The 14,662-nt window shown below is 60.4% G+C and carries 10 protein-coding genes and 2 tRNA genes; 2 read left to right on the plus strand and 10 right to left on the minus strand.

What is annotated here, in order from left to right; translation table 11 throughout:
• Positions 1 to 12 precede the first annotated feature (12 nt).
• The 4 genes from AC1Q6Y_RS12225 to rimO all read right to left on the minus strand — a co-directional run bounded on the left by AC1Q6Y_RS12225 (position 13) and on the right by rimO (position 3,404).
• Entirely contained in the window at positions 13 to 483 is a 471-nt protein-coding gene (locus AC1Q6Y_RS12225; protein ID WP_046041186.1) for a YehS family protein, read from the minus strand.
• Positions 484 to 558: 75 nt separating this feature from the next.
• Positions 559 to 1,269: an rRNA pseudouridine synthase gene (locus AC1Q6Y_RS12230; RefSeq protein ID WP_057716144.1), complete on the minus strand. Its 711-nt coding sequence runs from the start codon at positions 1,267 to 1,269 to the stop codon at positions 559 to 561.
• Positions 1,270 to 1,481: 212 nt separating this feature from the next.
• A complete protein-coding gene (locus AC1Q6Y_RS12235; protein ID WP_492624624.1) occupies positions 1,482 to 1,955 on the minus strand; it encodes a GNAT family N-acetyltransferase in 474 nt (157 codons plus the stop codon).
• A gap of 111 nt (positions 1,956 to 2,066) precedes the next feature.
• On the minus strand, positions 2,067 to 3,404 hold the full coding sequence (gene rimO / locus AC1Q6Y_RS12240) for a 30S ribosomal protein S12 methylthiotransferase RimO (protein WP_008052161.1): 1,338 nt from the start codon (positions 3,402 to 3,404) through the stop codon (positions 2,067 to 2,069).
• Between the two features lie 292 nt (positions 3,405 to 3,696).
• Between rimO and AC1Q6Y_RS12245 the strand changes: the two genes are divergently transcribed.
• Entirely contained in the window at positions 3,697 to 5,598 is a 1,902-nt protein-coding gene (locus AC1Q6Y_RS12245) for a potassium transporter Kup (RefSeq protein ID WP_057716141.1), read from the plus strand.
• Positions 5,599 to 5,781: 183 nt separating this feature from the next.
• Here AC1Q6Y_RS12245 and AC1Q6Y_RS12250 read toward each other — a convergent pair whose 3' ends face one another.
• The 4 genes from AC1Q6Y_RS12250 to AC1Q6Y_RS12265 all read right to left on the minus strand — a co-directional run bounded on the left by AC1Q6Y_RS12250 (position 5,782) and on the right by AC1Q6Y_RS12265 (position 10,385).
• Positions 5,782 to 7,077 (minus strand): virulence factor family protein, encoded by a 1,296-nt coding sequence (locus AC1Q6Y_RS12250; protein ID WP_429520654.1) that lies wholly within the window; start codon positions 7,075 to 7,077, stop codon positions 5,782 to 5,784.
• Positions 7,077 to 9,719: a bifunctional lysylphosphatidylglycerol flippase/synthetase MprF gene (mprF, locus tag AC1Q6Y_RS12255; protein WP_407514144.1), complete on the minus strand. Its 2,643-nt coding sequence runs from the start codon at positions 9,717 to 9,719 to the stop codon at positions 7,077 to 7,079. Before mprF ends, AC1Q6Y_RS12250 begins: the two co-directional genes overlap by 1 nt.
• A gap of 279 nt (positions 9,720 to 9,998) precedes the next feature.
• Positions 9,999 to 10,076 (minus strand) — tRNA-Met (locus tag AC1Q6Y_RS12260).
• Between the two features lie 232 nt (positions 10,077 to 10,308).
• Positions 10,309 to 10,385: transfer RNA gene (locus tag AC1Q6Y_RS12265), tRNA-Met, on the minus strand.
• Between the two features lie 300 nt (positions 10,386 to 10,685).
• Here AC1Q6Y_RS12265 and dinB point away from each other — a divergent pair.
• Positions 10,686 to 11,747, plus strand: a complete 1,062-nt coding sequence (gene dinB / locus AC1Q6Y_RS12270) for a DNA polymerase IV (protein ID WP_154909638.1) — start codon at positions 10,686 to 10,688, stop codon at positions 11,745 to 11,747.
• Between the two features lie 98 nt (positions 11,748 to 11,845).
• Here the strand turns inward: dinB and AC1Q6Y_RS12275 are convergent, their stop codons facing one another.
• Positions 11,846 to 12,799 carry a hypothetical protein gene (locus AC1Q6Y_RS12275; RefSeq protein WP_057716137.1) on the minus strand — a complete coding sequence of 318 codons (954 nt, stop codon included), beginning with the start codon at positions 12,797 to 12,799 and terminating at the stop codon, positions 11,846 to 11,848.
• Between the two features lie 19 nt (positions 12,800 to 12,818).
• Positions 12,819 to 14,534, minus strand: a complete 1,716-nt coding sequence (locus AC1Q6Y_RS12280) for a proline--tRNA ligase (protein WP_057716136.1) — start codon at positions 14,532 to 14,534, stop codon at positions 12,819 to 12,821.
• Positions 14,535 to 14,662: the final 128 nt, after the last annotated feature.

The following is a 14,662-nucleotide window of genomic DNA, read 5'->3' on the forward strand; positions in this document are numbered from 1 at the left end:
TGTGTCTTGAGCTTACTGCGGACGCACTCGCAGGGTCAGGCCCTTGAGGAAATTGCGCAGCAGCTGGTCGCCGCACGGGCGATAGTTAGTGTGACCGAACTTGCGGAACAGTGCGCTCAGCTCAGGCTTGGACACCGGGAACTCGGCAGCCTTGAGGATCGCGTGCATGTCGTCTTCTTTCAGCTCGAACGCCACCCGCAGCTTTTTCAGGATGATGTTATTGGTCACCGGCACTTCGATCGGCTGCGGCGGGCGGCTTTCGTCCTTGCCGCGCTTGAAGATCACCAGACCGTCGAGGAAGTGCGCCATGACTTCGTCCGGGCAGCGTACGAAACCTTCCTCGTCTTCCTCTTTCTTGTCGAGGTAGGTCAACAGATCCGGCAGGGTCACGTCCAGGCCGCCGAGCTTGATGATCTCGATGACTTTCTTGTCGCTGATGTCGAGCATGTAGCGCACGCTGCGCAGTACGTCGTTATGAATCATGTGTGCAGTCCTGATATTCAGCTGTGGGCGTCGCGGCCAGGCGCGGCGCCGAAATGGATGGCGGCGAGAAAAGCCTTAGAACTTCTCTTTGCCGGACAGATAGCGCCATTGCCCCACCGGCACTTTGCCGATGGACACGCCACCGATGCGAATACGGCGGATACCGACGACCTTGAGGCCGACCGCCTGGCAGAGCAGGGCGATGATGCCCGGCTGCGGGTTCTTCATGGCAAAGCGCAGACGGTTCTCGTTCTGCCAGCTGGCCTTGACCGCCGGCAACTCCTTGCCCTTGTAGGTCAGGCCGTGGTTCAGGCGGTTCAGGCCGTGGGCCACCATCTCGCCTTCAACCTCGACCACATACTCTTGCTCGATCTTGCTGGAGTCGGCGGTAAGTTTGCGCAGGATTTTCCAGTCCTGGGTGAACACCAGCAGCCCGCTGGCGTTGGCCTGCAGGTCGGTGCTGGCGGTCAGGCGCAGGAAGTGCCCGCGCAACGGGCGCTTGCCGTAGCGGTGCTCTTCGCTCAGGGTCTCGGCGCCGAGGGTGGCCAAGGCGGTGTCTGCGTCCATGCCTGCGGGCACATTGAGCAGCAGGGTCACCGGTTCCGGTGCGGTGGCCTTGGCTTCTGGATCAAGCTCGACCTTCTGGGTGTCGACCTTGAATTGCGGCTCGTCGATGACCACACCGTCGACGGTGACCCAGCCGCCCTCGATGAACAGCTCAGCCTCCCGACGGGAACAGCCGACGAGTTCGATGAGGCGTTTGGAGAGACGAATCGGGTCAGTCATGTCAGGGCCGTAACAAAAAGGGGGTGGGCATTGTACCTGCCTGGCGCCGGTTAATCCCGGTTCCATTTACGCGCAGTGCTTTTTGTAGGAGCTGGCTTGCCAGCGATGGATTCAAGAGCACCGCGTTCTTCTGAAATAGCGCGTTATCGTTCACCACCATCGCTGCGATGCGGCGACCCGACAAGCCAGCTCCTACAGATGTCCGTGTTGTATCAGCCATGTTGGGAATGTTTCTGGGCCCGGCGCAAACGCATGTGCAACAACGGATACGGCTGGCCCATGCCATCGACCTCCGAACGACCGATGACCTCGAAGCCTTGCTTGAAGTAAAAGCCGAGGGCTTGCGGGTTCTGTTCGTTGACGTCCAGTTCGTCGGCGTTCAGGTGTTCCAGGGCATAGTGCAACAATTTCTTGCCCAGGCCCTGGCCGCGATGGTCGGGGTCGATGAAGAGCATTTCGATCTTGCCCGCCGCGACGCCGGCGAACCCGGTGATGCGCTGGTTCGAATCCTTGGTGCAGATCAGCATCACCGCGTCGAGGTAGCGGGTCAGCACCAGGTTCTTCAGCAGTTCGATGTAACTGTCGGGCAGAAAGTCGTGGGTGGCGCGTACCGAGGCCTCCCAGACCCGGGTCAATTCTTCGTAGTCGCTGAATTTCGGCGTGTGAATGACCGAATGCTGACGCATGCCTGTCTACCCCTGATGCGTGAGTGATTTGAATCCGTTCAATCTCAAACGATAGCCGTAAAAAAGCCCCGCATCTCGTCTAGAGAGCGGGGCTTTGCGTATTTTTTGCGTTTAGATCTGTTCAGCCCACAGGTCGTATTCGTCGGCGTCGGTCACTTTGCACCAGACCTTGTCGCCCGGCTTGAGATTGCTGCCGTTGTCGATGAAGACGTTACCGTCGATTTCCGGGGCGTCGAAGAAGCAGCGGCCTACCGCACCTTGCTCGTCGACTTCATCGACCAGCACTTCGATCTCGCGGCCGATGCGCATTTGCAAGCGTGCCGAGCTGATGGCCTGCTGGTGCGCCATGAAGCGCTCCCAACGATCCTGCTTGACGTCGTCCGGGACGACTTCCAGGTCCAGGTCATTGGCCGGTGCACCTTCTACCGGCGAGTACTGGAAGCAGCCGACGCGGTCGAGCTGGGCTTCGGTCAGCCAGTTCAGCAGGTACTGGAAGTCTTCTTCGGTTTCGCCGGGGAAGCCAACGATGAAGGTCGAACGGATGATCAGGTCCGGGCAGATTTCGCGCCAGTTCTTGATCCGCGCCAGGGTCTTGTCTTCGAACGCCGGGCGTTTCATCGACTTCAGCACTTTCGGGCTGGCGTGCTGGAACGGGATGTCCAGGTACGGCAGGATCTTGCCGGCGGCCATCAGCGGGATCAGCTCGTCAACGTGCGGGTACGGGTAAACGTAGTGCAGGCGAACCCAGACGCCGAGGGTGCTCAGGGCTTCGCAGAGTTCGGTCATGCGGGTTTTCACCGGCGCGCCGTTCCAGAAACCGGTGCGGTATTTCACGTCGACGCCGTAGGCGCTGGTGTCCTGGGAGATCACCAACAGCTCTTTGACGCCGGACTTGACCAGACGCTGGGCCTCGTCGAGCACATCACCCACCGGGCGGCTGACCAGTTTGCCGCGCATCGACGGGATGATGCAGAAGCTGCAGCTGTGGTTGCAGCCTTCGGAAATCTTCAGGTAGGCGTAGTGGCGCGGGGTCAGCTTGATGCCTTGTGGCGGCACCAGGTCGATCAGCGGGTTGTGGTCCTGGCGCGGCGGCACGACTTCGTGCACGGCATTGACCACTTGCTCGTACTGCTGCGGGCCGGTCACCGCCAGCACGCTCGGGTGTACGTTGCGAATGTTGCCTTCTTCGACGCCCATGCAGCCGGTCACGATGACCTTGCCGTTTTCCTTGATGGCTTCGCCAATCACTTCCAGGGACTCGGCCTTGGCCGAATCGATGAAGCCGCAAGTGTTGACTACCACGACATCGGCGTCCTGGTAGGTGGACACCACGTCATAGCCTTCCATGCGCAGCTGGGTAAGGATGCGCTCGGAGTCGACCAGTGCTTTGGGGCAACCCAGGGATACGAAGCCAACCTTTGGATTGGCCGGCGCAGGAGTGGTGGACATGTCTAACCTCGGTATTTTGTGACGCCGCTTGCCGGGCAGGCAAAACCGACGGACGGGCGCTTGAACTGCGCCTCTGATCAAAAAGTGCGCAATTCTAGCGATGAGTCGTTCACTTGACCAGCTTTATGCGGGGAAATACGACGAGTGCTGCGCTATGCTTCGCGCCGTTACGCCTTACAGATTTTTTACTGTCAACAAAACGTCTGTAACGTGAAGTAAAACAGCGCATGCTGCACGACAAAGCATAGTGCTTCTTTCAAAGAAGCCCGGGTCTGAGAAGTAGGAGTGGTGGATGGGTCAGGCAAGTAGTCAGGCTACCGATGCCGAGCATTCGGCGGTGAAGCCGATCGGCATGCTGGTCGCGGCAGTCGGGGTGGTTTATGGCGATATCGGCACCAGTCCGTTGTACACCCTGAAGGAAGTATTTTCCGGAGGCTATGGCGTGCCGGTCAACCATGACGGGGTGCTGGGGATTCTTGCGCTCATTTTCTGGTCGCTGATCTGGGTCGTGTCGATCAAGTACATGATGTTCGTGCTGCGCGCCGACAACCAGGGTGAAGGCGGGATCATGGCCTTGACCGCACTGGCCCGGCGGGCGGCGGCGGGGCATGCCAAATTGCGCATGTTGCTGGTGGTCTGCGGACTGATCGGCGCGGCATTGTTCTATGGCGACAGCATGATCACCCCGGCGATCTCCGTACTGTCGGCGATTGAAGGCCTGGGGCTGGCGTTCGAAGGTATCGACCATTGGGTCGTGCCGCTGTCGCTGGTGGTGCTGGTCGCGCTGTTTCTGATCCAGCGTCACGGCACGGCGCGCATCGGCATTCTGTTCGGGCCGATCATGGTCACCTGGTTCCTCGTGCTGGGTGCATTGGGCGTCTATGGCATCAGCCAGCATCCGGAAGTCCTGGAAGCGATGAACCCGATGTGGGGCGTACGTTTCTTCATGGTCCATCCGGGCATGGGCGTGACGATTCTCGGCGCCGTGGTGCTGGCATTGACCGGTGCCGAAGCGCTGTACGCGGACATGGGCCACTTCGGCCGCAAACCGATTGCACGTGCGTGGTTCATCCTTGTACTGCCGGCGCTGGTGCTGAACTACTTCGGTCAGGGCGCGCTGCTGCTAGGTGATCCGGAAGCGGCCCGTAACCCCTTCTACCTGCTGGCGCCGAGCTGGGCATTGATCCCGCTGGTCGGCCTTTCGACCCTGGCCACGGTGATTGCCTCGCAAGCGGTGATTTCCGGTGCGTTCTCCCTGACCCGCCAGGCGATCCAGCTCGGTTACATTCCGCGCATGCACATCCGACACACTTCCAGTGCCGAACAGGGCCAGATCTACATCGGTGCGGTGAACTGGGCGTTGATGGTCGGCGTGATCCTGCTGGTGATCGGTTTCGAATCCTCCGGCGCCCTGGCCTCGGCCTATGGCGTGGCAGTGACGGGCACCATGCTGATGACCACCATCCTGGTGTCGGCGGTGATGCTGCTGCTGTGGAAGTGGCCACCAATCTTCGCGGTTCCGATATTGTTCGGCTTCATGTTGGTCGATGGTCTGTACTTCGCCGCCAACGTGCCGAAAATCGTTCAGGGCGGTGCATTCCCGGTGATCGCGGGTTTCGCGCTGTTTGTGCTGATGACCACCTGGAAGCGCGGCAAGCAGTTGCTGGTCGAGCGTATCGATGAGGGTGGATTGCCACTGCCGATCTTCATTAGCAGCATTGCCGTACAACCACCCCATCGTGTTCAGGGCACCGCCGTGTTCCTGACGGCACGGCCGGATGCCGTGCCCCACGCGCTGTTGCACAACCTGCTGCATAACCAGGTACTGCACGAGCAAGTGGTGCTGCTGACGGTAGTGTACGAAGACATCCCGCGGGTGCCGCCGAATCGGCGCTTCGAGGTCGACTCCTATGGCGAAGGGTTCTTCCGGGTCATCCTGCATTTCGGCTTCACCGATGAGCCGGACGTACCGCAGGCGCTGAAGCTGTGTCATCTCGATGAGCTGGATTTCAGCCCCATGCGCACCACGTACTTCCTCAGCCGCGAAACTGTCATCGCCTCCAAGCTCGAAGGCATGTCGCGCTGGCGCGAGGCGCTGTTTGCGTTCATGTTGCAGAACGCCAACGGCAATTTGCGTTTCTTCAATTTGCCGCTGAACCGGGTAATTGAATTGGGGACGCAGGTCGAAATGTAAATCTGATCCTGTAGGAGCGAGCTTGCTCGCGATGGTCTCAAATGCACCGCGTTTATTCAGGATTTCCGCGTCATCGTTGACGTCCATCGCGAGCAAGCTCGCTCCTACAGTGTGTTGTGGTGTTGAATGAAAAAGCCCCCGCTATCGTGAGATGGCGAGGGCTTTTCTTCAACGAGGCTCAGCTCACTCTTGAGCTTCTGCTTCTTTGGCTTGACGCTTCTCGATCACATCCACCAGGCGCTTGGCCAGCGCCGGGTAGTTCTCGTCGAAGTGGTGGCCGCCAGGCAGCTTGATGGCTTCGCCTACTGCCGTCTTGTCGGTGCAGCCACTCTCGTCGGTTTCTTCTTCGCCGTAGATGCACACCACTTTGGCGGCTGGTAGCTTGGCCATTTCCGGGCCGGTGGCGGCTTCCTTGCCGGCGTTGCCGAGCCAGCCTTCGACTTCGATCTCGAAGCTGCCGGTACGGGCGAAGGCCAGCAGGATGATCGCGTCGACGCGTTGCTGTTCCGATTCGGCCAGGCGGTTGTAGATCGCCGGCAGTACGTCGGCGCCGAACGAATAACCGGTCAGGATGAAGCGCTTGGTGCCCCATTTCTGCCGGTAGTGCTGCATCAGTTCAGCCAGGTCCAGCGCGCTTTGCTCCGGGCTCTTGTGCTGCCAGTAGTAGCGCAGGGTATCGATGCCGACCACCGGGTAGCCGATCTTGGCCATCTCGCCCGCCACGTCGCGGTCGAGGTCGCGCCAGCCGCCGTCGCCGGACAGGAACAGGGTCACGGTGTCACTGGCCTGGCCCGCTGGCACTTCGACCACCGGGATCTGCAGGCCGCCAGCGGCTTTGTCGCCACCGACGAGGATCTTGCGCAGTTCGTTGTTCAGCACTTGCGGCAGGTTGATGTCGTAGTCGCTGATGCTGGTTTCGGCGTTCGGTTGATCACGCACGAAGCCGGCACTGGTGTCGTCCGGGTTGTCGTTCCACGCGACCAGCCAGTGACCGTGGGCCGCGCTTTTGGGCAGCAGGTGAGTGCAGCCGCCCTTTTCCAGGGCCAGGTCGACCGAGACGGCCTGGGCCTTGTCGTCCTTTTGCTCGGACAACCAGCGCCAGGCCAGCACAGCGCCAGGGCCGATGCCGCTGACCAGGGTCGCGGGGCCTTTGAGTTCGCGCAGGCCCGATTGCAGGGCGCGGCTTTGCAGCAGGCAATCCTTGGGCAGGATCACCTGGACAATTTGCGCCGCGCCACTGCGGCTCAGGGTCATCAATTGCTTGTCGCTGAGTTTCTGGTCTTCGTTGACCGCCACCAGCACCTGGGCGCGTGGCGTTGTGCCGGGGATGACACGGGTCATCGCCGCACCATCGGCCGGGGTCAGCAATTCGAGGGTCGGCTCCGGTGCCGGGCGTTTCAGGTACCAGAAACCGCCACCGAGAATCAGGGCCACTATCACCAGTGTGCCCAATACATACCGCAAGGAGCGTTGAATCATCAGCGTTTCACCAATCCGGTCAAGCCACCCGCGATCAGGGCAGCGGTGTCGGCCAGCGCAACCAGCGGATCGAGTCCGGCGGGCACGGCCATATAACGGGGTTCCCAATCAGGCTGGAACTTGTCTTTGAAGCGGCGCAAGCCTTGGAAGTTGTACAGCTGCTCACCACGGCGGAATACCATCGAGCCAAGGCGCTGGGTCAAGGGTGCGCCGCGACGGGGTTGCAACCCCGACAACGGCACCATGCCCAGGCTGAAACGCGCGTATCCATGATTTTTATAATGTTGAATCAGGCCGACCATCATGAACTCCATGGTCAGCTTCGGCGCATCCGGGTGTGCGCGCATCAGGTCGAGGCTGGCCAGGTCATGGCCGTAGGTCTCGAGCAAGTTTGCGAACGCCACCGGGCGTCCTTCGAAACGAATCACTGCGATGCGAAAATGCTTGAGGTAGTCATCGCTGAAGCGGCCCAGTGAAAAACCTTTCTCCCGGACGTTCTTGCCGGTCAGCCAGGCATCGGAAATTACCTTGAGCTCATCCATCGGCGCCTGGCCGGGTTCATGGATTTCCAGGGACAGGCCGTCGCGGGTGCCACGGTTCCAGGTGTAGCGCAGGTCCTTCATCTCTTTGCCCTTGGCATCGAGATCAAAACGCTTGAGGTCGACCCGGGCTTCTTCGCCGAGCTTGATCGCGGTCAGGCCGATGTCCATGTAGTACGGCAGGTTCTCTGCACGCACTTGATAGAACACGGGGCGGGCGTGGTGGATGTCACAAAGGTCGCGGAACTGCCAGATCATTTCCGCCCGTTGCTGGCCCGGGCCGATCGGGTCATACAACGCCACCAGGCTGCGACCGCGACGGGCGTACATCAGGAACGCCTCGTCGTTGGGGTGGAACAGCAGCGCCTTGTCGCCGGTCAAGGCCAGGCCGCCATCCGGTTGGGCCGATGCCATGAGGATCTTGCTGGCGCGCTCCAGTTCGTCGGGCGTGGGCAGGTGAATGACCGGACGCGCGGTGCGCAGCAGCCAGGTCAGCGACACCACCACCAGCAGCACGGCAGCCCCGAGCAGCGAGCGCAGGCCGCGAGGGGCATCGGCGTCCAGAGTGAACTGCCACCAGAGTTGGTGACTGTATGGAACATCCTGGTAGGCGAACAGCAGCAACCAGATCGAGGCGCCGAGCACGCACAGGCTGGCCACCAGGTACAGCGGCGAGAACGGTACTTCGGTCAGGCGGCTGGGGCGATAGAACGAGCGGCGGAATACCCCGAGCAGGCTCGCCGTCAGCACCATCAGGCTGGCTTCTTCCCAGTCGAAGCCTTTGAGCAGTGAGAGCAGAGCGCCGACCAGTAACAGAATGGTGGTCAGCATCCACGCGGCCGACAGCCGGCGACGCAGCCCCTGGGCCAGCAACAGGCAAAGCACGCCGACCAGGCTGGCGCCAAAGTGCGAAGCATCGACCAGTCGATGGGGGATCAGAAAACCGATGTGTTCCAGGCGCGTATCGATTTCCGGAGTGACGCCGGAGAACAGCAGGACAACACCGGACAGGAACACCAGCACCGCCAGTATCGGAGCCGCCAGACCCGAGGCCGCGCGCAACGTCTGGCGCGTCTGGAACAGGCGCTGGCCTTCGTTGATCAGCAGCAACAGGCAGGCCACCAGCAAGGGCAGGACCACGTAGATCAAGCGATAGAGCAGCAGGGCGGCCGCCAGTGGCGCAGCACCCAGGGTGTCGGAAAACGCCGCCAGCAAAATGGCCTCGAACACCCCGACACCGCCCGGCACATGGCTGAGCACGCCGGCAGCCAGCGCCAGCAGGTAAACCAGAAGGAACGCACCGAAGGGTGGTGTTTCCGGCAGCAGCAGATAGAGCACGGTCGCGGCGGCGGCTACGTCCAGGGCGGTGATGACCAATTGCAGGAAGGTCAGGCGACGCCCGGGCAGACGCAAGGTGCGGCGCCCGATCCTGACCAGCAGGTTGTCCGGGTAAGGCTGTTCCGGCAGCCGTCGACGGTAGATACCGATGGCCAGCACTGAAAACAGCACGAGCACGGCAGTCGCCACCACGCCCAGCAACGTCTCGGAGAGTCCCAGGGCGGAGGACGCCGCTGGCAGGTCGCTGAGCGTCGCCAGGGCAGCCAGCGGCGGCAGGGCGCAACCCAGCGAGAGGCTGGCGAACAAAGTCATGCGGGCGACTTCTGCCGCTCCCAGGCCATGACGGGCATAGAGGCGATAGCGAACCGAGCCTCCCGACAACATTGAAAGACCAATGGCGTTGCCGATGGCAAAGGCCGTGAAACCGCCCAGAGCCAGCGTGCGCGGTGCCAGGCTCGCCCCGGCATAGCGGCTGGCTGACCATTCGTAGCCGAGCAGAATGATGAAGCCCACCACAGTTGCAGCCAGTGCGCCCATCAAGGCAGGTTTCGGAACGTCGAGGATCGAGTCGTGCAGGGCGTTAAGGTCGAGTTCGCTCAACAGGTGGCGACAGGCAATCAGCGCGATCGCGAACAGCAGCAGGGTGACCGCCAGGCCAATGGGTTGACGGTATTTGCTCAAACGATCAAGCAGGCGCAGGCGCTCGGCATTGATCGGTTGTGTCGCTGTGACAGTGTCTTGTGAATCAGACGAGTTGGCGCGCATCAATCACCTCTTGGATCGTGCGCGACAGGATGGAGGTATCCAGCCAAGTTACCAATCCCTGTAGAAAAAAATAATCACAAATTTTAACGCTTATCACCCGGCAACAGGGATGGCGCGGTATCAGTCGCGGAGGCTTCAGCCTGTGATAGAGCATAGTCTGAACCCGGCGCATGGGTGACCCCCAAGCGGCTTGCTACACAGTGACAGGTCATTGTTGCGAAAGGACTTTTTCAACAGATACAAAAAAGGCCACTCTTTCGAGTAGCCTTTTTTGATGTTTGGTTGCGGGGAGCCGGATTTGAACCGACGACCTTCGGGTTATGAGCCCGACGAGCTACCAGACTGCTCCATCCCGCGTCTGTGTGGCGGCATTCTATAGAGATGCGCCGGGGTGTCAACCGTTAATCCTGAAGCAGGTCAAATAAATGTTGAATCGCGGCAAACGGTCGCAGGGATGGCCTAAGTTTCGGAATCAGAACGATTTCCGGTTTCGGTTTCGTTGAGCGTCCAGGCCTTGTTTCGGCGTTCGGTGCTACAAAACGAGCGCGCACAAAAAAGGCCACTCTTTCGAGTAGCCTTTTTTGATGTTTGGTTGCGGGAGCCGGATTTGAACCGACGACCTTCGGGTTATGAGCCCGACGAGCTACCAGACTGCTCCATCCCGCGTCTGTGTGGCTCATTCTATAGAGATGCGCTCGGGTGTCAACCTCCAATTCCGATAAAACCTCTTCCCGTTCAATCGCTTAGCGTTCAAAAGGGGAGGTCGGCCGGTCTGTGAGGCAGGCAGGACAAGGCCTGCGAGTCTATTGAAAGTATTTTTTCGATTGAAAAAATAAATTCACAATCGACTCTTCCTACAATTGGAAAAGAACATTCAGACTACTGGTGCTATATACAGGTGTCGGTGAGATACTGTTTGTCCGGCACGCCATGACGCCTTTTCCTTGCCATGAACACAGCTTTGCTATGACCCAACGCAAGATCATCCACGTCGATTGTGACTGCTTCTATGCAGCCATCGAAATGCGCGACGACCCACGCCTGGCCGGTAAACCACTGGCGGTAGGTGGGTCGGCGGACCGGCGCGGGGTGATCGCCACCTGCAATTATGAGGCGCGAGCGTACGGGGTGCGTTCGGCGATGTCCTCCGGGCATGCCTTGAAGCTGTGCCCGGACCTGACCATCGTCAAGCCACGCATGGATGCCTATAGAGAAGCGTCCAGGGAAATTCATGCGATCTTTCGCGATTACACCGAGATCATCGAGCCGCTCTCGCTCGATGAGGCGTACCTCGATGTGTCGGACAGCGCGCATTTCGCAGGCAGTGCAACGCGAATCGCCCAGGACATCCGGCGCCGGGTCTCCAACCAGTTGCACATCACCGTGTCGGCGGGTGTGGCGCCGAACAAGTTTCTGGCCAAGATTGCCAGTGACTGGAAAAAGCCCAACGGCTTGTTTGTCATCACTCCGGATCAGGTCGAGGACTTTGTCAGTGGTTTGCCTGTGAGCAAATTGCACGGGGTCGGCAAAGTCACCGCCGACAAGCTCGGCAAGCTGGGTATCAGCGATTGCCTGCAATTGCGCGAGTGGGACAAGTTGGCGCTGGTGCGTGAGTTCGGCAGCTTTGGCGAGCGACTCTGGAGCCTGGCCCGTGGGATCGACGACCGTGTGGTGCACAACGACAGTCGTCGTCAGTCGATCAGCGTTGAAAATACCTACGACGTTGACCTGCCGGACCTGAAGAGCTGCCTGGACAAGTTGCCCGAGCTGCTGGAGACCCTGGCCGGTCGCATGGCGCGGATCGACAGCAGCTATCGTCCGGGCAAGCCGTTCGTCAAAGTGAAGTTCCACGACTTCACCCAGACTACATTGGAGCAGGCCGGGGCAGGGCGGGATCTGGGCAGTTATCAGTTGATGCTGACCCAGGCCTTCAATCGCGGCGGTAAGCCGGTGCGGTTGTTGGGTGTCGGGGTGCGGCTGGAGGACTTGCGGGGCGGGTTCGAGCAGATGGAGTTGTTTGAGCGGTAGTTTTGTGGTGAATGTGGGGGCCCCTTCGCGAGCAAGCCCGCTCCCACATTGGATTTGTGAACACCTGAAATCCTATGTGGGAGCGAGCCTGCTCGCGTTTAGTTCAGCCCCGGATTCGCTACCAGTCGCTCGCCATTGCGGGCCAGTGACTTCAGGAACTCAGTCTGCAATTCGGGATCATTGCGTGTCAGTTCGATCAGGCTCTGTTCCAGTTCACTGGCTTCCTCTTCAAGACCCAGCTCCGACAGGCGCTTGACCCGGTGGACCCACTGATTGACTTCGTCGCCCTCGAGATCGTCATAAATCAGCCCGTGGGCCTCATAGAGCTTGCTGCGCAAGGTGCTGCTGACGGCTAGCGAGGAGTCGGTGTGTACGTCGTCCTTGGCATCCTCGACACGAATCAGCAATCGGCTCAGGTGATTGATGTCATGTTCGGCGAACGGGTTGTCCAACAGATTCAGGCGCAACACGCCGTTTTTGTCGGTGGTCAGTTCGAAGGTTTCCTTGCCGGCCTTGACCTCGACCGGGCGCTCGCTCCAGGGCAGGCTTGAGTACTCCGTGCGCTTGTCGCGCTGGACTTCATCAATGCCGGCCAGGTTCTGCTGCGCGCGACCATGGGACTGCACGTTCATGAACGGGTTGAGCCCGGCGAAACCGTAGCTCAGCCAGTCCTTGGTCACGCTGTCCGGCAAATTGCCGAGGGCAAACACATTGACCACGTTGGCACCGACACCCGCTACCACGGCCACCGCGCCCAGCGGGATTTCGTAAATCTCCCGCCAGGGTTGGTACGGCGTATAGCGGTCATAGTGACGCGTGACTTCGTATTCGGTGACTTCGAAAGTCTTCTGCTCGTGGATTTTCACCCGCCGTTGCGGAAGCTCAAGCACCTTGGGCTCACCGACATCGATCTGCAGGCTGTGATCGAGCAATTTGCGCTCGACACGTTCCTCGTGCTCGCTGCGTTGTGACATTTGATTGGCACAGCCGCTGACCAGCAGGGCGCCGCACAAGGCGGCACCACCGAGGCCTAAGGTGTTTCGCTTGAACATGACGTCTCTATATCTGCTATCAGCGGCGGATGCGGGCCTGAAGGAAGGACAGTACGTCGGCGACCGGCAGCGCTTGTGCGTCGGCCTCGGTACGGCTCTTGTATTCCAGGTTGCCTTCGGCCAGGCCGCGGTCGCTGACCACGATCCGGTGTGGAATGCCGATCAGCTCCATGTCCGCGAACTTGATGCCCGGGCTGGTTTTCTTGTCACGGTCATCCAGCAGCACTTCGAAGCCGGCAGCGGTAAGTTGCGCGTACAGCTTGTCGGTGGCTTCGCGAACCTGCTCGGTTTCATAGCGCAGCGGCACCAGGGCAATCTGGAACGGCGCGAGGGTGTCGCTCCAGATGATCCCGTTTTCGTCGTTGTTCTGCTCGATGGCAGCCGCCACCACGCGAGACACACCGATGCCGTAGCAGCCCATTTCCAGGGTGACCGGCTTGCCGTTCTCGCCCAGCACTTCGCATTTCATCGCTTTGCTGTACTTGTTGCCCAGCTGGAAGATGTGCCCGACTTCGATGCCGCGCTTGATCTCCAGGGTGCCCTTGCCGTCCGGGCTCGGGTCGCCGGCCACGACGTTGCGCAGGTCGGCAACGGTCGGAACAGGCAGGTCGCGTTCCCAGTTCACACCGAAGTAGTGTTTGTCATCGATGTTGGCACCGATGCCGAAGTCGCTCATCAGCTCGACCGAACGGTCGATGATGATCGGCAGCGGCAGGTTCAACGGGCCGAGGGAACCGGCACCGGCGCCAATGGCCTCGCGCAGTTCGCCTTCCGAGGCCATGACCAGCGGGCTGGCAACGCCTGGCTGGTTGGCGGCCTTGATTTCGTTCAGCTCATGGTCGCCACGGATGATCAGGGCAATCAGCTTGCCTTTCTCTTCAGCATGCACCACGAGGGTCTTGATGGTTTTCTCGATCGGCAGGTTGAAGCCTTCGACCAGTTGCGCAATGGTCTTGGCGTTCGGCGTGTCGACCAGGCGCAGCTCTTCGGTCGCAGCGGCACGCGAGGTTTCGCGAGGCACGGCTTCGGCCTTTTCGATGTTGGCGGCGTAGTCGGAGCCGTTGCTGAACACGATGTCGTCTTCACCGGACTCGGCCAGTACGTGGAACTCGTGGGAGCCGGCACCGCCGATGGAGCCGTTGTCGGCTTCTACAGGGCGGAACTTCAGGCCCAGACGGGTGAAAACGTTGCAGTAGGCTTGGTGCATGCGGTCGTAGGTGACCTGCAGCGAAGGCTGGTCGGCGTGGAAGGAGTAGGCGTCCTTCATGATGAATTCGCGGCCGCGCATCAAGCCGAAGCGTGGGCGGATTTCGTCACGGAATTTGGTCTGGATCTGGTACAGGTTGATCGGCAGCTGCTTGTAGCTGCTCAATTCGTTGCGCATCAGATCGGTGATGACTTCTTCGTGGGTCGGGCCGGCGCAGAAGTCGCGACCGTGGCGATCCTTGAAGCGCAGCAATTCAGGGCCGTACTCTTCCCAGCGCCCGGATTCCTGCCACAGCTCAGCCGGTTGCGTGCTTGGCATCAACACTTCGAGAGAGCCGGCAGCGTTCATTTCTTCACGAACGACGGCTTCGACCTTGCGCATTACCCGCAAGCCCATCGGCAGCCAGGTGTACAGGCCTGAGGCGAGTTTGCGGATCATGCCGGCGCGCAGCATCAGCTGGTGGCTGATCACGACCGCGTCGGAAGGCGTTTCTTTTTGTGTGGCGAGCAAAAATTGACTGGTGCGCATGGTTGGCCGTTATCGATTGCTGATGACGAGATATGACGGAGCATTGTACGGGCGAGATCCGCTGGCGTACAGGCGTGCGGTCGGTGGTGTGGCAGGAGGGCGCGATTCACTCGGCCCTCCGCGATTCT

This window comes from Pseudomonas sp. GW823-FHT06E10, assembly GCF_058794995.1.